The sequence below is a fragment of the Streptomyces sp. NPDC001890 genome (assembly GCF_042891445.1).
Lineage (GTDB): Bacteria > Actinomycetota > Actinomycetes > Streptomycetales > Streptomycetaceae > Streptomyces.
This window is the reverse complement of record NZ_JBIATE010000004.1, coordinates 132,933-149,397: the sequence shown is the minus strand read 5'-3', so window position 1 is coordinate 149,397 and position 16,465 is coordinate 132,933. Positions and strand designations below refer to the sequence as shown.

Annotated in this window: 16 protein-coding genes; 9 read left to right on the top strand and 7 right to left on the bottom strand. The window is 71.4% G+C overall.

From position 1 onward, the window contains the following. The first annotated feature begins 78 nt into the window (after nucleotides 1-78). The 5 genes from ACFYY1_RS15195 to galK all read left to right on the top strand — a co-directional run bounded on the left by ACFYY1_RS15195 (nucleotide 79) and on the right by galK (nucleotide 6,312). Entirely contained in the window at nucleotides 79-1,908 is a 1,830-nt protein-coding gene (locus ACFYY1_RS15195) for a PQQ-binding-like beta-propeller repeat protein (RefSeq protein ID WP_388584965.1), read from the top strand. A 288-nt stretch (nucleotides 1,909-2,196) separates the two neighbouring features. Then, complete coding sequence (locus tag ACFYY1_RS15190; protein ID WP_388584963.1) at nucleotides 2,197-2,889, top strand: LuxR C-terminal-related transcriptional regulator; 693 nt, start codon at nucleotides 2,197-2,199, stop codon at nucleotides 2,887-2,889. A 209-nt stretch (nucleotides 2,890-3,098) separates the two neighbouring features. Then, the gene (galT, locus tag ACFYY1_RS15185) at nucleotides 3,099-4,142 is read left to right on the top strand and encodes a galactose-1-phosphate uridylyltransferase (RefSeq protein WP_388584961.1); all 1,044 of its coding nucleotides are present in this window, start codon (nucleotides 3,099-3,101) and stop codon (nucleotides 4,140-4,142) included. Then, entirely contained in the window at nucleotides 4,139-5,119 is a 981-nt protein-coding gene (gene galE / locus ACFYY1_RS15180) for a UDP-glucose 4-epimerase GalE (RefSeq protein ID WP_388584959.1), read from the top strand. Before galT ends, galE begins: the two co-directional genes overlap by 4 nt. Beyond that, nucleotides 5,116-6,312 carry a galactokinase gene (gene galK / locus ACFYY1_RS15175; protein WP_388584956.1) on the top strand — a complete coding sequence of 399 codons (1,197 nt, stop codon included), beginning with the start codon at nucleotides 5,116-5,118 and terminating at the stop codon, nucleotides 6,310-6,312. Before galE ends, galK begins: the two co-directional genes overlap by 4 nt. Here galK and ACFYY1_RS15170 read toward each other — a convergent pair. Then, a complete protein-coding gene (locus ACFYY1_RS15170; protein ID WP_388584955.1) occupies nucleotides 6,305-6,748 on the bottom strand; it encodes a GNAT family N-acetyltransferase in 444 nt (147 codons plus the stop codon). The two genes, galK and ACFYY1_RS15170, sit on opposite strands and share 8 nt — an antisense overlap. A gap of 263 nt (nucleotides 6,749-7,011) precedes the next feature. Here ACFYY1_RS15170 and ACFYY1_RS15165 point away from each other — a divergent pair, with 263 nt between their 5' ends. Next, the gene (locus tag ACFYY1_RS15165) at nucleotides 7,012-7,812 is read left to right on the top strand and encodes a LuxR C-terminal-related transcriptional regulator (protein WP_388584953.1); all 801 of its coding nucleotides are present in this window, start codon (nucleotides 7,012-7,014) and stop codon (nucleotides 7,810-7,812) included. On the opposite strand, the gene ACFYY1_RS15160 is transcribed toward ACFYY1_RS15165, so the two are convergent. Beyond that, nucleotides 7,771-8,268 (bottom strand): MarR family winged helix-turn-helix transcriptional regulator, encoded by a 498-nt coding sequence (locus ACFYY1_RS15160; RefSeq protein WP_383719149.1) that lies wholly within the window; start codon nucleotides 8,266-8,268, stop codon nucleotides 7,771-7,773. The genes ACFYY1_RS15165 and ACFYY1_RS15160 overlap by 42 nt on opposite strands. 88 nt (nucleotides 8,269-8,356) lie before the next feature. Between ACFYY1_RS15160 and ACFYY1_RS15155 the strand changes: the two genes are divergently transcribed. Together ACFYY1_RS15155 and ACFYY1_RS15150 are read left to right on the top strand one after the other, a co-directional pair. Further along, nucleotides 8,357-9,154, top strand: a complete 798-nt coding sequence (locus ACFYY1_RS15155) for a trans-aconitate 2-methyltransferase (RefSeq protein ID WP_388584951.1) — start codon at nucleotides 8,357-8,359, stop codon at nucleotides 9,152-9,154. Next, the gene (locus tag ACFYY1_RS15150; RefSeq protein ID WP_388584949.1) at nucleotides 9,154-9,519 is read left to right on the top strand and encodes a VOC family protein; all 366 of its coding nucleotides are present in this window, start codon (nucleotides 9,154-9,156) and stop codon (nucleotides 9,517-9,519) included. Before ACFYY1_RS15155 ends, ACFYY1_RS15150 begins: the two co-directional genes overlap by 1 nt. A 104-nt stretch (nucleotides 9,520-9,623) precedes the next feature. Here the strand turns inward: ACFYY1_RS15150 and ACFYY1_RS15145 are convergent, their stop codons facing one another. After that, on the bottom strand, nucleotides 9,624-10,313 hold the full coding sequence (locus tag ACFYY1_RS15145) for a TetR/AcrR family transcriptional regulator (protein WP_351253100.1): 690 nt from the start codon (nucleotides 10,311-10,313) through the stop codon (nucleotides 9,624-9,626). Next, nucleotides 10,310-11,311, bottom strand: coding sequence for an acyl-CoA desaturase (locus ACFYY1_RS15140; protein WP_388584947.1), 1,002 nt, complete (start codon nucleotides 11,309-11,311; stop codon nucleotides 10,310-10,312). The genes ACFYY1_RS15145 and ACFYY1_RS15140 overlap by 4 nt, the downstream gene beginning before the upstream one ends. Nucleotides 11,312-11,645: 334 nt before the next feature. Here ACFYY1_RS15140 and ppc point away from each other — a divergent pair, with 334 nt between their 5' ends. Further along, on the top strand, nucleotides 11,646-14,375 hold the full coding sequence (gene ppc / locus ACFYY1_RS15135) for a phosphoenolpyruvate carboxylase (RefSeq protein ID WP_388584944.1): 2,730 nt from the start codon (nucleotides 11,646-11,648) through the stop codon (nucleotides 14,373-14,375). A gap of 40 nt (nucleotides 14,376-14,415) precedes the next feature. Here the strand turns inward: ppc and ACFYY1_RS15130 are convergent, their stop codons facing one another. The 3 genes from ACFYY1_RS15130 to ACFYY1_RS15120 all read right to left on the bottom strand — a co-directional run bounded on the left by ACFYY1_RS15130 (nucleotide 14,416) and on the right by ACFYY1_RS15120 (nucleotide 16,349). Next, nucleotides 14,416-14,886: a hypothetical protein gene (locus tag ACFYY1_RS15130; RefSeq protein ID WP_388584942.1), complete on the bottom strand. Its 471-nt coding sequence runs from the start codon at nucleotides 14,884-14,886 to the stop codon at nucleotides 14,416-14,418. A gap of 149 nt (nucleotides 14,887-15,035) precedes the next feature. Then, the gene (gene pth / locus ACFYY1_RS15125) at nucleotides 15,036-15,629 is read right to left on the bottom strand and encodes an aminoacyl-tRNA hydrolase (RefSeq protein WP_072487451.1); all 594 of its coding nucleotides are present in this window, start codon (nucleotides 15,627-15,629) and stop codon (nucleotides 15,036-15,038) included. A gap of 135 nt (nucleotides 15,630-15,764) precedes the next feature. Beyond that, nucleotides 15,765-16,349, bottom strand: a complete 585-nt coding sequence (locus ACFYY1_RS15120; protein WP_388584939.1) for a 50S ribosomal protein L25/general stress protein Ctc — start codon at nucleotides 16,347-16,349, stop codon at nucleotides 15,765-15,767. Between the last annotated feature and the right edge of the window lie 116 nt (nucleotides 16,350-16,465).

The window sequence follows — 16,465 nt, the reverse complement described above, 5'->3', positions numbered from 1 at the left end:
GACCGGCAGCGGCCGGAGCAGAACCGACCGCTGCCGGACCCGTCCCACCGACTCCCTTTCCCCAGAGGTACGTACGCCATGACGCAGCCGCCCCAGCCGCCCAACGATCCGCCCCAGGGCGGATTCGGTGCCCCGCAGGACCCCCCGCCCGGTGGGTTCGGCGCCCCGACGCCGCCGCCCGCGGACACCCCGCCGCCCACCGGCGCACCGCAGCAGCCGGGCCCCGGCTACGGCTACCCGCAGGGTCAGCAGCCGGGCTACGGCTACCCGCAGAACCAGCCCACGCAGCCCGGTTACGGCTACCCGCAGGCGCCCGTGCCCGGACAGCCGCAGCAGGGTTACGGATTCCCCCAGGGCCTGCCGCCCGGCCAGCCGCCACAGCAGGGGTACGGCTACCAGACCACCCCGATGCAGCAGCCGCAGATGCCGCCGCAGAACGGCAACGGCAACAAGAAGTTCTCCACCCAGATGCAGATCATCGTCGCCGCCTCGGTCGCCGTGGTGCTGATCGTCGCGGGCGGCATCTGGTACGCCTCCGGCGACGGCGGCGGCAAGAAGGAGGAGGCGTCCTCCTCCAGCGGCGCCACCGAGGGCAAGGGCGGCGAGGAAAAGGGCGGCAACGCCGTCGACGGCGCCGGCAAGGAGAAGGCCCCCGCGGACCCCAAGTCCAAGGTCGCCTTCCAGCTGCCGCTGCCCAAGGTCACCGACGTCACCAAGGTCGACGGCTCCTGGCTGACCGACAAGGCGTATGTGAAGACCGGCCTGAACGAGATCGTGGCCTACGACCCGGACAAGGGCACCAAGCTGTGGTCCATCCCGCTGGCGGGCCAGGTCTGCGCCGCCTCCCGGCACATGTCCAAGGACTTCAAGACCGCGATCGCCTTCGAGCAGAGCAAGCCGACCAAGGCGACCAAGTACCCGCCGTGCAACCAGGTCGGCGCGCTCGACCTGAGCACCGGCAAGCTGATGTGGAGCAAGTCGGTGACCGCCGCCACCAGCGGTGACGCGGCCGTCAGGTTCGACGAGGTCACGCTCAGCGGCACCACGGTCGCCGCGGGCGGAACCGAGGGCGGCGCCGCCTTCGACCTGAACACCGGCGCCGAGCGCTGGAAGCCCAAGGCCACCACCGACGGCTGCCTGGACAGGGGGTACGGCGGCGGCGAAGCACTCGCGGCGGTCCGCAGGTGCGGTACCTACGACGACCCGCAGCTCGTCATCCAGGCGCTGAACCCCACCACCGGCGCCCCGATCTCCTCGTACAAGATGCCGCCCGGCGTCGAGTACGCGAGCATCGTCTCCACCAAGCCGCTGGTCGTCGCCGCCGACGTCGGCGACACCGCCGGTGACGGCAGCGGCATCTCGGACTTCTTCTCGATCGACGCCTCCACCGGCAAGCTGCTCACCAGGATCGCGGCGGACGGCGAGAAGTACGCGGCGCGCTGCGCCCGTACCGAGGTCGAGAGCTGCAGCCAGCTGGCCGTCGGCAACAACCGCATCTACCTGCCGACCGAGGACCACGAGGGCACCGGCGAGTACGGCGACACCAACGAGATCGTCTCCTTCGACCTCACCACCGGCAAGCCGACCAGCGACCGGGCCGACGCGGGCGAGCGCTACACGATGTTCCCGATCCGCATGGACGGCGGCAACATCATCGCCTACCGGGTTCCCCCGTACGACAAGGGCGGCCAGGTCGTCTCCATCGACGGCGCCACGTTCAAGCAGACGGTGCTGATGGAGAACCCGAGCGACGAGTCCATCCGGGACGCGGAGACCAGCTTCACGCCGGACTACTCCGAGTTCCGCTACAGCGACGGGCACCTGTACCTGGCCAGCATGATGGTCAGCAAGCCGAGCGGCTCGCTGGACGCGAGCCGCCGGCTGGTGGTCAGCTTCAGCAGGCCGTAGCAGCGGGCCGTACGCGTGCGGGGGTGGTGTCCGTTCAACGGGCGCCACCCCCGCGCACGTTCGGAATCAGAAGTGCGAGCCGTCGAAGTGATCCGTAACGGTCGGCAGGCAGATCACAACGGTGATCAGTCGGACATGGCGCACCGTCAACCGGTCCCGAACACATGCCGATCCGGCGTTCCGCAGCCTTTTGGCCGGTAAGACGCCCGCGCCGTCGAACAAGCGTGTAGCTTGCCGGGTCAGGAAGGCCGGGGGGCCCGGTGTGCCGGTGCAACGGGGGTGTGCTCGATGGGCGTGCGGCTCATGGTGGTCGATGATCACAGACTGCTCGCCGAGGCACTCGCCTCGGCCCTGAAGCTGCGGGGCCACCGGGTCCTCGCGGCGGCCGCACCGACGTCGGGGGCGGCGGAGCTGGTGGTCAGCAGGGCCCCGGAGGTCTGCCTGTTCGGCACCTCGGCACCGGCCGAACCCGGCGCCTTCGACCCGATCGTACGGATCCGGCGCGAGCGCCCGCAGGTGGCCGTCGTGGTGCTCGGGCCGGTGCCCAGCCCGCGCGGGATCGCGGCGGCCTTCGCGGCGGGGGCCGCGGGATACGTCCGCCACGACGAGCGCATGGAAGGCGTCGAACGGGCGATGGTCAAGGCGCGCGCGGGCGAGGCCGCGGTGGCGCCGCAGCTCCTCCAGGGCGCCTTCGCCGAGCTGCTCAATCCCGCCGCGGCGCCGGACGACGAGGGGCAGCGGCTGCTCCAGATGCTCACCCCGCGCGAGGTCGAGGTCCTGGTGCGGGTCGCCGAGGGGGAGGACACCCGGCTGATCGCGGCCGGGATGCGGATCGCGCCGAGCACCGCGCGCACGCATGTGCAGCGGGTGCTGATGAAACTGGGCGTCGGCTCCCGGCTGGAGGCCGCGGCACTCGCGGCCCGCACGGGGCTGCTGGACCGCGCGGCACCGGTCGGCGGACCGGGCCGGCCGGCCCTCTGAGCCGCGCCGCCACTGCCCCCTCCACCCCCTCCACCTCCTCCGCCTCCTCCGCCTCCTCCTCCGCCTCCTCTGCTCCCTCCACCCTCTCCGCCCCCTTCACCTGCACGACCTGACGCCTGCCCGGCGGCCTGGCCGCCCGGCGTGGACCACTCGTTGACGCGGTTGTTGACTTGTGGTTCATTGTGTTCGGTTATGTTTGGAGGAACCTGGTGAAGAAGACGGTTACGACGCTCGCCGACGGCCGGGAGCTGCTCTACTACGACAGCCGTGACGAGGTCGTCCGTGACGCCGTCGACCGGCGCCCCCTCGACGCGGTCTCGACCTCGTCCGAGATCCGCCGGGACCCGTTCCTCGGGGACAGCGTCGCCATCGCCTCGCACCGTCAGGGCCGCATCTACCACCCGCCGGCCGACGAATGCCCGCTCTGCCCCTCGCGGGACGGCCGGCAGAGCGAGATCCCCGAGGCCGACTACGACGTCGCCGTCTTCGAGAACCGCTTCCCCTCGCTCGCCGGTGACTCCGGCCGCTGCGAGGTCGTCTGCTTCACCTCCGACCACGACGCGTCCTTCGCCGACCTCACCGAGGAGCAGGCCGCCCTGGTCCTCGCGGCCTGGACCGACCGCACCGCCGAACTGGCCGAACTCCCGCAGGTCAAGCAGGTGTTCTGCTTCGAGAACCGGGGCGCCGAGATCGGCGTGACGCTCGGCCACCCGCACGGGCAGATCTACGCGTACCCCTTCGTCACCCCGCGCACCGAGCTGATGTTCCGCTCCATGGCCGCCCACCGCGCCGCGACCGGCGGCAACCTCTTCGACGACGTGGTGGCCCGTGAGGAGAAGGACGGCTCCCGGATCGTCATCGACGCCGAGCACTGGGTCGCCTTCGTGCCGTACGCCGCCCACTGGCCGTACGAGGTCCACCTCCACCCCCGCCGCCGCGTCCCCGACCTGCGGGAGCTCGACGAGGCCGCGCGCACGGAGTTCCCACAGGTTTATCTGGAACTCTTGAGGCGATTCGACCGGATCTTCGGCCCCGGCGAGCCGCCGACCCCGTACATCTCGGCCTGGCACCAGGCGCCGTTCGGAGTCCCCGACCGGGAGGACTTCGGGCTCCATCTGGAGCTTTTCACCATCCGACGTACCTCCGGCAAGCTGAAGTTCCTCGCGGGTTCCGAATCCGGCATGAACGTGTTCATCAACGATGTGCCGCCGGAGGCCGCGGCCCAGCGACTGCGAGAGGTAGCGAGCGAGTGAGCAAGCCCCAGAAGAAGTACCTGGTCACGGGCGGTGCGGGATACGTCGGCAGCGTGGTCGCCCAGCACCTGCTGGAGGCCGGGCACGCGGTCACCGTTCTCGACGACCTCTCGACCGGGTTCCGGGAGGGCGTCCCGGCCGGGGCCGAGTTCATCGAGGGTCGCGTCCAGGACGCGGCGAAGTGGCTGGACGCCTCCTACGACGGGGTGCTGCACTTCGCCGCGTACTCCCAGGTCGGCGAGTCCGTCGCGGACCCGGAGAAGTACTGGGTGAACAACGTCGGCGGCTCCGTCGCCCTGCTCGCCGCGATGCGCGACGCCGGGGTGCGCACCCTGGTCTTCTCCTCCACCGCCGCCACCTACGGCGAACCGGCCACCACCCCCATCACCGAGTCCGACGCGACCGCGCCCACCAACCCCTACGGCGCCACCAAGCTCGCCGTCGACCACATGATCACCGGCGAGGCGGCCGCGCACGGCCTGGCCGCGGTCTCGCTGCGGTACTTCAACGTGGCCGGGGCGTACGGGAGTTGCGGCGAGCGGCACAGCCCCGAGTCGCACCTCATCCCGCTGGTCCTCCAGGTCGCGCTCGGGCAACGCGAGTCGATCTCCGTCTACGGCGACGACTACCCCACCCCCGACGGCACCTGCGTCCGCGACTACATCCATGTCGCCGACCTCGCCGAGGCCCACCTGCTGGCGCTGGACGCGGCCACCGCGGGCGAGCACCTGATCTGCAACCTCGGCAACGGCAACGGCTTCTCGGTGCGCGAGGTCATCGAGACCGTCCGCGAGGTCACCGGCCACCCCGTCCCGGAGACCGCGGCCCCCCGCCGCGCCGGCGACCCCGCCGTGCTGGTCGCCTCCGCCGCCACCGCCCGGGAGCGGCTCGGCTGGACGCCGTCCCGCGCCGACCTGACCGGAATCGTCGCCGACGCCTGGACGTTCGCCCGCCGAGAGGAGACCACCACCCCATGACCGAGAACACCGAGCCGACCGCGCTCTCGACCGGGAACACCGAGCTGACCGCCTCCTTCGCCGAGCTCTACGGGCGCGCGCCCGAAGGGGTCTGGGCGGCCCCCGGCCGGGTCAACCTGATCGGCGAGTACACCGACTTCAACGACGGCTTCGTGATGCCGCTCGCCCTGCCGCACACCGCACGCGCCGCCGTCGCCCGCCGCACCGACGGCGAACTGCGGCTCCACTCCACCGACGTGCCCGGCGGCGTCGTCCAGCTCCGGATCGACGAACTGGCCCCGCACCAGGGGCATGGCTGGGCGGCGTACCCCGCCGGAGTCGTCTGGGCGCTGCGCGAGGCCGGCCACCCGGTCACCGGGGCGGACATCCAGCTCACCTCCACCGTGCCCACCGGCGCGGGTCTGTCCTCCTCCGCCGCGCTGGAGGTCGTCACTGCGTTCGCCCTGAACGACCTCTTCGAACTCGGGCTCTCCGCGCCGGAGCTGGCGGTTCTCGGCCAGCGCGCCGAGAACGACTTCGTGGGGGTGCCGTGCGGGGTCATGGACCAGATGGCGTCCGCCTGCTGCACCGAGGGCCACGCCCTGCACCTCGACACCCGTGATCTCACCCGGCGCCAGATCCCCTTCGACCTGGCCGCCCAGGGGCTGCGGCTGCTCGTGGTCGACACCCAGGTCAAGCACGCGCTCGGCGACGGCGCCTACGCCGAGCGGCGGGCCGGCTGCGAGGCGGGTGCGGCGGCGCTCGGCGTACGGACACTGCGCGAGGTGCCGTACGAGGGCCTCGGCGCGGCCCTGGAGACCCTGGCCGCGGCCGGCGTCGACGAGTCCGTGGTGCGCTACGTACGCCACGTGGTCAGCGACAACCAGCGCGTCGAGCAGGTCATCGCCCTGCTCGACGCGGGCGACGCACGGGCCGCGGGCCCGGTGCTCGACGCCGGGCACGTCTCGCTCCGCGACGATCTGCGGGTCTCCTGCCCGGAACTGGATCTGGTGGTGTCGGCGGCGGGCGAGGCCGGGGCGCTCGGTGCGCGGATGACCGGCGGCGGCTTCGGCGGCTCGGCGATCGTGCTGGTGGAGCAGGAGCAGGCGGACACGGTCGCCAAGTCCGTGCTGGAGGCATTTGCCGCCGCGGGCCACACGACGCCGCGGATCTTCCCGGCCGTGCCCTCGGCGGGCGCCCGCCGCCTCAGCTGAGCTCCTTCGTCAGGATGAACTCGGTGACCCCGGGCGGGTAGTTCTCGACCCGCCCGCTCACCTCGTAGCCCCGCTCCCGGTAGAAGCCGGGCGCCTGGAAGCCCCAGGTCTCCAGCCGGGAGCGGGCGCAGCCCCGGTCCGCCGCGGCCACCCGCTCCGCCTCCGCGAGCAGCAGCGAGCCCAGGCCCCGGCCGCGGTGGCGGGCGTCGACCCAGAGCTGGTCCACATGGAGCCAGTACGCCCAGGTGCGGCCGGTCAGCCCGCCGGCGACGGCGCCCTCGATGTCCACCGCCCATACCTCCAGCGGGAGTTCCCGCCCGGCGCGGGTGGTGCGCAGTGCGCGCAGCTCCGGGGAGCGGGCCGTGTTGTCGTCCCGCAGCCGCCGACTCAGCAAGGAACGCCGTCCTTTGTCCACTTCTGTCTCAAGACGGAACATGGGCCACACAGTAGGACGCGGACCCGGCCAGTTCCGTGAATTGGCTTCCGCAGCGGGCCACCGGCCGTACCCTGATGCACAGCACCGGTGGGGGCCGGTGCTGATTCAGGGGTACGAGACAGTCGGGTACGGCGCCCGGGGCGGGCAGCAGTCGACACACGGCGGCGGCCGTGGGACTGCGGTCCGGTTACCGATCCGGGTCGCCGTACCCGTACTGGTCGGCCCCTTCGGTGGGCCGGGGGTGGCCCAGGAACAGACGCGGCATGGGGGTGCCTGTGGTTCGTATCCGGGTTCTCGTGGTGGACGACCACCGTATTTTCGCCGAGTCGCTCGCAGCGGCGCTCGCGGCCGAGCCCGACGTCGATGTGGCGGCGGCGGGCAGCGGCCCCGCAGCGTTGCGGTGCCTTGAGCGGGCCGCCGCCGAGGGGCGCGGCTACGACGTGATGCTGGTCGACGCCGAGCTGGGCATCCTGGGCGCGGCGGGGGGCCGACGGGCGCCCGTACCGGTCCCCGCCGACGGGGAGAGCGACCGGGTGGACGGCATCTCCCTGGTGGCCGGGGTCCGTTCGGGCCGGCCGTCCGTGCGCACGGTGGTGCTGGCCGAGAAGGACGACCCGGTCCGGGCCGCGCTCGCGCTCCAGGCCGGGGCGTCGGGCTGGGTCGCCAAGGACTGCTCGCTGCAACGGCTGCTCGCCGTCATCCGCGGAGTGCTGCGGGACGAGACGCACCTGCCCCCGGCGCTGCTCACCGGGGTGCTGCGGGAGCTGACCGCGGCGCGCAAGCACCGTACGGAGAGCGAGCAGCTGGTCGAGTCGCTGACGCCGCGCGAACGCGAGGTGCTGCGCTGCATGGTGGCGGGCCTGGGCCGCAAGGCGGTGGCCGAGCGGCTCTTCCTCTCCCCGCACACGGTCCGTACCCATATGCAGAACGTGCTGGGGAAACTGGGCGTGCACTCCACCCTGGCCGCGGTCGCCCTGGCCAGGCGGGCGGGCGTCGGCCCGGCCGATCCGGCGTCGGCCCGGCTAGCCGGGAATGTTGTCGAACGGGGCGGTCAACTGGCGTAGCAGTCCGGCCAGTTCGCCCCGCTGCTGGGTGGAGAGCTCGCTCAGGATGGCGCGCTCCTGGGCGAGCAGCCCGGCCAGCGACTGGTCGGCCTTGTCGCGGCCCTCGGCGGTGAGCCGGACGAGCACGCCGCGGCGGTCGCTGGGGTCGGGGAGGCGCTCGACGAGGTTCTTCTTGGTCAGGCGGTCGATGCGGTTGGTCATCGTGCCGGAGGTGACCAGCGTCTGCGTGAGGAGCTGGCCGGGGGAGAGCTGGTACGGGGCGCCCGCGCGACGCAGGGACGTCAGTACGTCGAACTCCCAGGGCTCCAGATCATGCTCGGAGAAGGCGATCCGGCGGGCCCGGTCCAGATGGCGGGCCAGGCGGGAGACGCGGCTGAGCACCTCGAGTGGTTCCACGTCGAGGTCGGGGCGCTCGCGGCGCCATGCAGCGACCAATCGGTCGACCTCGTCCTCCATGTGGATCAGTGTAAGGGGTCTGTCGACATGAAGTCTCTTGAACTCAAGTGTCTTGACATCAAGATATGTGTGCGTGACCCTGACTGCCATGACCGCACCCACCTGGGACCCGCAGCAGTACCTGCGCCACGCGGACCACCGCACCCGCCCCTTCCTCGACCTCCTCGCCCGCATCGCCGAACTCCCGACCGCCCCCGCGCCCCGCATCGCCGACCTCGGCTGCGGCGCGGGCAACGTCACCGTCCTGCTCGCCGACCGCTGGCCCGCGGCCCGGATCACCGGCTACGACAACTCCCCGCAGATGCTCGAACGGGCCCGCGCCCACGCCGGCCCCCACCTGGACTTCGCCGAGGCCGACGCCACCACCTGGACTCCCGCCGAGCGTCACGACCTGATCGTCTCCAACGCCCTGCTCCAGTGGGTCCCGGGCCACGCCGCCCGCTTCCCGGCCTGGCTGGACGCGATCACCCCCGGCGGCACGTTCGCCTTCCAGGTCCCCGGCAACTTCGACCAGCCCAGCCACGTCCTGATGCGGGAACTCGCCGGCTCCCCGCGCTGGCGCAGCCGCCTCGCCGGCGCACTGCGCCACGCCGACGCGGTGCTCACCCCCACCGCCTACCTCGACGCGCTGACCGCCCCCGGCATCACCGCGGACGTCTGGGAGACCACGTACCTGCACCTCCTGCCCGGCCAGGACCCGGTCCTCGACTGGGTGAAGGGCACCGGCCTGCGCCCCGTCCTGACCGCCCTCGCCGACGACCCCGGGGCCCGCGACGCCTTCCTCACCGAATACCGCGACCTGCTGCGCACCGCCTACCCCCAGGGCCCGCACGGCACCGTCTTCCCGTTCCGCCGCATCTTCGCGGTCGCCCGCAAGGAGAAGTGATGATCGCCGCCCTCGACCACGTCCAGCTCGCCGCCCCGCCGGGCTCGGAGGACGCCCTTCGCGCCTACTACGCGGACACCCTCGGCATGACCGAGATCGCCAAGCCCCCGGCCCTCGCGGCCCGCGGCGGCTGCTGGTTCCAGGCGGGCCCGGTCCAGCTCCACCTCGGCATCGAACCGGACTTCCGCCCGGCGAAGAAGGCCCACCCCGGGCTGCGCGTCACGGACATCGAGGCGTACGCGGCCCGGCTGGAGGAACGGGGCGCCGAGGTGCGCCGGGACGGCGACCTGCCGGGGCACCGGCGCTTCTTCAGCCACGACCCGGTGGGGAACCGGCTGGAGTTCCTGGAGCCGGTGGACGGCTGACCGTCACAGCGCGTCCACGGCCTCCCGCAACGGCGTCGACAAGGTGCTCAAGGGCGCCCGGACGCACCCCTGACCGAGCCGGCGGCGCGGGGCACCGGCCCCGGTCAGCTCTTGCGGTGCCCTATCAGCCTCGGCTTCGACTCCAGGTTCTCCAGACCGTGCCAGGCCAGGTTCACCAGATGGGCGGCGACCTCCGACTTCTTCGGCTTGCGGGCGTTCATCCACCACTGGCCGGTCAGGGCGACCATGCCGACCAGCGCCTGCGCGTACAGGGGGGCCAGCTTCGGGTCGAAGCCGCGGGCCTTGAATTCCAGGCCCAGGATGTCCTCCACCTGGGTGGCGATGTCGCTGATGAGGGAGGCGAAGGTGCCGGTCGACTGGGCCACGGGGGAGTCGCGGACCAGGATGCGGAAGCCGTCCGTGTACGTCTCGATGTAGTCGAGCAGGGCGAACGCGGCCTGCTCCAGGAGCTCGCGGGGATGGCCCGCGGTCAGCGCGCTGGTGACCATGTCCAGGAGCTGGCGCATCTCGCGGTCGACCACGACGGCGTACAGGCCCTCCTTGCCGCCGAAGTGCTCGTACACGACCGGCTTGGAGACCCCGGCGCGCGAGGCGATCTCCTCGACCGAGGTGCCCTCGAAGCCCTTGTCGGCGAAGAGCGTGCGACCGATGTCCAGCAACTGCTCGCGGCGTTCCTTGCCCGTCATCCGCACCCGGCGGGTACGCCGGGTGGAAGAGGAAGGACGGTTTTTCTCGTTGCTGGTGCTGGAGTCGGTCGCCACGTCGTCAATCATGCCGCGTCGGCACGCTCGGGGTCGCGCCGGGACTCGACACGGCGGGATTCGATCCGGGCGGAGTCCGGCCAGCGCACGTCGTGCGCCCAGCCCAGCTTCTCGAACCAGCGGATCAGCCGGGCACTCGAATCGATCTGACCACGCATCACACCATGCCGGGCGCTCGTCGGATCGGCGTGGTGCAGGTTGTGCCAGGACTCGCCGCAGGACAGCACCGCCAGCCACCACACATTGCCCGACCGGTCGCGCGACTTGAAGGGCCGCCTGCCGACCGCGTGACAGATCGAGTTGATCGACCAGGTGACGTGGTGCAGCAGGGCCACCCGGACCAGCGAGCCCCAGAAGAACGCCGTCGCCGCACCCCACCACGACATGGTCACCAGGCCGCCGACCAGCGGCGGGATCGCGAGCGACAGGGCCGTGAAGGTCATGAAGTGGCGGGAGACGGCGCGCAGCGCCGGGTCCTTGATCAGATCGGGGGCGTACTTCTGCTGCGGAGTCTGCTCCTCGTCGAACATCCAGCCGATGTGGGCCCACCACAGACCCTTCATCAGGGCGGGCAGGCTCTCGCCGAAGCGCCACGGCGAGTGCGGGTCGCCCTCCGCGTCGGAGAAACGGTGGTGCTTGCGGTGGTCGGCCACCCAGCGCACCAGCGGGCCCTCCACGGCCAGCGAACCGGCCACGGCGAGCGCGATGCGCAGCGGACGCTTCGCCTTGAACGAGCCATGCGTGAAGTAGCGGTGGAAGCCGATCGTGATGCCGTGGCAGCCGATGAAGTACATCGCCACGAGCAGGCCCAGATCGAGCCAGCTCACACCGCGGCCCCAGGCCAGCGGCACCGCCGCGACCAGCGCCACGAACGGCACCACGATGAACAGCAGCAGGGCGAACTGCTCGATCGACCGCTTGTTGTCCCCGCCGAGCGTGGCGGAGGGAAGAGCCCGATCGTCGGCCGCCGACGGCTGGGCGTCGGCGATCACAGCGGGGCTGGTGTTCATGGGGGGTCCCCTGGGGATGAGGAAGATGAGGAACACGACGGATAGCTCTGGCTACGCACCCGTAACCTACGGCAACGTAAGTATGGCAGCGGAACGGCCCACCGCACGAGAGCGCGGCGGGCCTCCCACCGAGGGGAAACCCGATCGGGCCGCGAGCGGCGCCGACGGAGCGGACACCTATCCTGGTGGGGTCGGACAGCGCGGTCCGCACTCTGCTTTCCCCGGGGTGGCACCGGCACCGCTGCCTGTCGCGGCCCCGGAGACCCCTGTGGCCGCTGCCTGCCGCGGCCCCGGGAGAAACCCCGTGCTCAACCACTGCAAGGAGCCGCACACCGTGAGCAGTGCCGACCAGACCCCTGCCGCCAGCCCCGAGCTGCGCGCCGACATCCGCCGCCTCGGCGACCTCCTCGGCGAGACCCTCGTACGCCAGGAGGGCCAGGAACTCCTCGACCTCGTCGAGCGCGTCCGCGCCCTGACCCGCACCGACGGCGAGGCCGCGGCCCAGCTCCTCGGCGACACGGACCTGGAGACCGCCGCGCAGCTCGTGCGCGCCTTCTCCACCTACTTCCACCTCGCCAACGTCACCGAGCAGGTCCACCGCGCCCACGAGATGCGCGACCGCCGCGCCGCCGAGGGCGGGCTCCTCGCCCGCACCGCCGACCGGCTCAAGGACGCCGACCCCGTCCACCTGCGCGAGACCGTCAAGAACCTCAACGTACGGCCCGTCTTCACCGCGCACCCCACCGAAGCCGCCCGGCGCTCCGTGCTGAACAAGCTCCGCCGCATCGCCGCGCTCCTGGAGACCCCCGTCGTCGAGGCCGACCGACGCCGCCAGGACCTCCGGCTCGCCGAGAACATCGACCTCATCTGGCAGACCGACGAACTGCGCGTGGTCCGCCCGGAACCGGCCGACGAGGCCCGCAACGCCATCTACTACCTCGACGAACTCCACGCCAACGCCGTCGGCGACGTACTGGAGGACCTCGCCGCCGAACTCGAACGCGTCGGCGTCGAACTGCCCGCGGGCACCCGCCCCCTCACCTTCGGCACCTGGATCGGCGGCGACCGCGACGGCAACCCGAACGTGACGCCCGCCGTCACCTGGGAAGTGCTGATCCTCCAGCACGAGCACGGCATCACCGACGCCCTCGAACTCATCGACCACCTGCGCGGACTGCTCTCCAACTCCATCCGCTACACCGGCGCCACCGACGAACTGCTGGCCTCCCTCGAAGCCGACCTCGAACGCCTCCCCGAGATCAGCCCCCGCTACAAGCGGCTGAACGCCGAGGAGCCCTACCGCCTCAAGGCGACCTGCATCCGGCAGAAGCTCGTCAACACCCGCGAACGCCTCGCCGCAGGCACCCCGCACCGCCCCGGCTGCGACTACCTCGGCACCGCCGAACTCATCGCCGACCTCGAACTCATCCAGACCTCACTGCGCGAGCACCGCGGCGGACTCTTCGCCGACGGACGGCTGGCCCGCACCATCCGCACCCTCGCCGCCTTCGGCCTCCAGCTCGCCACCATGGACGTCCGCGAACACGCCGACGCCCACCACCACGCCCTCGGCCAGCTCTTCGACCGGCTCGGCGAGGAATCCTGGCGCTACGCCGACATGCCCCGCGACTACCGGCAGAAGCTCCTCGCCAAGGAACTCCGCTCCCGCCGCCCGCTCGCCCCGACCCCGGCCCCGCTCGACGCCGCCGGCGAGAAGACCCTCGGCGTCTTCCACACCGTCAAGGAAGCCTTCGAGCGCTTCGGCCCCGAAGTCATCGAGTCCTACATCATCTCGATGTGCCAGGGCGCCGACGACGTCTTCGCCGCCGCCGTACTGGCCCGCGAAGCCGGCCTCATCGACCTGCACGCCGGCTGGGCCAAGATCGGCATCGTCCCGCTCCTGGAGACCACCGACGAGCTGCGCGCCGCCGACGTCATCCTCGACGAGATGCTCGCCGACCCCTCCTACCGCCGCCTCGTCTCGCTGCGCGGCGACGTCCAGGAGGTCATGCTCGGCTACTCCGACTCCTCCAAGTTCGGCGGCATCACCACCTCCCAGTGGGAGATCCACCGCGCCCAGCGCCGACTGCGCGACGTCGCCCACCGCTACGGCGTGCGCCTGCGCCTCTTCCACGGCCGCGGCGGCACCGTCGGCCGCGGCGGCGGCCCCTCGCACGACGCGATCCTCGCCCAGCCCTGGGGCACCCTGGAGGGCGAGATCAAGGTGACCGAGCAGGGCGAGGTCATCTCCGACAAGTACCTCATCCCGGCCCTCGCCCGGGAGAACCTGGAACTGACCGTCGCGGCCACCCTCCAGGCCTCCGCGCTGCACACCGCACCCCGCCAGTCCGACGAGGCCCTGGCCCGCTGGGACGCCGCGATGGACACCGTCTCCGACGCCGCGCACGCCGCGTACCGCAAGCTCGTCGAGGACCCGGACCTGCCGACGTACTTCCTCGCCTCCACACCGGTGGACCAGCTCGCCGACCTGCACCTGGGCTCGCGGCCCTCCCGCCGCCCCGGCTCGGGTGTCTCGCTCGACGGACTGCGCGCCATCCCGTGGGTCTTCGGCTGGACCCAGTCCCGCCAGATCGTCCCCGGCTGGTACGGCGTCGGCTCCGGGCTCAAGGCACTGCGCGAAGCCGGCCTGGACACCGTCCTGGACGAAATGCACGAACACTGGCACTTCTTCCAGAACTTCATCTCCAACGTCGAGATGACCCTCGCCAAGACCGACCTGCGGATCGCCCGCCACTACGTCGACACCCTCGTCCCCGACGAACTCAAGCACGTCTTCGACAACATCGAGGCCGAGCACGCACTCACCGTGCAGGAAGTCCTCAAGGTCACCGGCTCCACCGAACTCCTCGGCACCAGCCCGGTGCTCCAGCAGACCTTCGCCATCCGCGACGCCTACCTGGACCCCATCTCCTACCTCCAGGTATCGCTGCTCGCCCGCCAGCGCGAAGCCGCCGCACGCGGCGAAGAGCCCGACCCGCTGCTCGCCAGGGCCCTGCTGCTCACCGTGAACGGTGTCGCCGCCGGTCTGCGCAACACCGGCTGAGACACCCGGCACAGACACCCCGAAACGGCCGCGGCCCTGCTCACAGCGCGATGAACGTCGCCACGAGCAGGGCCGCTCCCGCGATCGCGGTGCCCCAGCCGGTCCGGGACAGCCGCAGACCACCACCGATCACCAGCCCCGCCAGCAACAGCGCACCGCCCAGCGGCACCCAGGCATGCAGAAAACCCGGCGTCCCGGTCCGCACCACATCGTCCGTACCCGGCTTGACCACCACGGGGAACCGGTCACCCCGCCGCGCCGCGACGGACTTGTCGATCGTCACCCGGGCACGTGCGTCGGCCGGCCCCGACGGTGTGAAAGGCCCCGTACAGACATCGGCCCCACAACCGGTCACGGTCATCGTGCCGTGCTCACGGCCCTTGGCCAGAACGATGTGCTGCGCCTCGTCCCACGACGACAGCACACCCGCCACCAGCAGCAACAGGACGACACAGCCCATGGCGGCGTTGCGGGCGTAGACCAGGGCGCGGTGTGAGGTGCTCCGCTTCATGGGGAGCGATCCTTGGGCAGACCGGCACCACTGGTCAACTCATGGCTGAAAATCGCCGGGGTAGCGACAGGAATGTCAGAGTTGTACGAGCAACGAGCAACGAGCAACGAGCAACGAGGCCGCCACGAGTGGCCGCCACGAGTTGACCGCTACGAGTTGTACGCGCTCTGCGCCCGCTCCAGACCCTCCGCGAGCAGGCACTCCACCGAGTCCGCCGCCCGGTCCACCAGATACGCGAGCTCCTTGCGCTCGGTGGACGAGAAGTCCTTCAGCACGAAGTCCGCGACCTGCATCCGCCCCGGCGGCCGCCCGATCCCGAACCGGACCCGGTGATAGTCCGCCCCCATCGCCTTGGTCATCGACTTCAGCCCGTTGTGCCCGTTGTCGCCGCCGCCCAGCTTCAGCCGCAGCGCCCCGTAGTCGATGTCCAGCTCGTCGTGGATCGCCACGATGTGGTCCGTGGGCACCTTGTAGAAGTCGCGCAGCGCCGTGACGGGGCCGCCCGAGAGATTCATGTACGACATCGGCTTGGCCAGGATCACCCGCCGGTTCGCCGGTCCGGGCGGACCCATGCGGCCCTCCACGACCTGCGCCTGCGCCTTCTGCGCGCGCTTGAACTTCCCGCCGATCCGCTCGGCCAGGAGATCGGCCACCATGAAGCCGACGTTGTGCCGGTTCGCGGCGTACTCGGGACCGGGGTTGCCGAGGCCCACGATGAGCCAGGGGTCGGTGGCGTCGGACATCTGCGCTCGGTCTCCTCGTGTACGGATGGTTCCGGACGGCCCGGATACGGGGAACGGCCCGGATACAGGGAAACGGGGCGGCGGGTCCTCGAACAAGGAACCGCCACCCCGTCAGTCAAGCAGTGCGGGCGAGGCTCAGGCCTCCGCGCCCTCACCCTCGGCCTCGGCGGCCGGCTCCTCGGCCTGCGCGGCGACGACCTGCAGCACGATGGCGTCCTCGTCACCGGCCAGCACGGCGCCCTTGGGCAGCGTGATGTCCTTGGCGAGAACGGACGCACCGGCGTCCAGGCCCGCGACGGAGACCGTGACGGACTCCGGGATGTGGGTGGCCTCGGCCTCGACGAGCAGGGTGTTCTGCACGTACTCCAGGAGGTTGCCGCCCGGGGCCAGGTCGCCCTCGACGTGCACGGCGATCTCGACGTTGACCTTCTCGCCGCGCTTGACGGTCAGCAGGTCGACGTGCTCGATGTCGCCCTTGAGCGGGTTGCGCTGCACGGCCTTCGGGATGACCAGGGCGTCCTTGCCGTCGATCTCCAGACCGATCAGGACGTTGGCGGTCTTGAGCGCCATCATCAGGTCGTGGCCCGGCAGGGTGACGTGGACCGGCTCGGCACCGTGGCCGTAGATGACGGCGGGGACCAGGTTGGCGCGGCGGGTGCGACGGGCGGCGCCCTTGCCGAACTCGGTACGGACCTGGGCGGCGAGCTTGACCTCAGCCATGACTGCACTCCTCGTGGGGTGACGGAACTCGGACGGTCACCCGGCCCACGACAGGCCTGCTACGAAGAGCGCGTCGATAACGGACCGCCGTACACATGAGTACGGCCTCCCTCGCC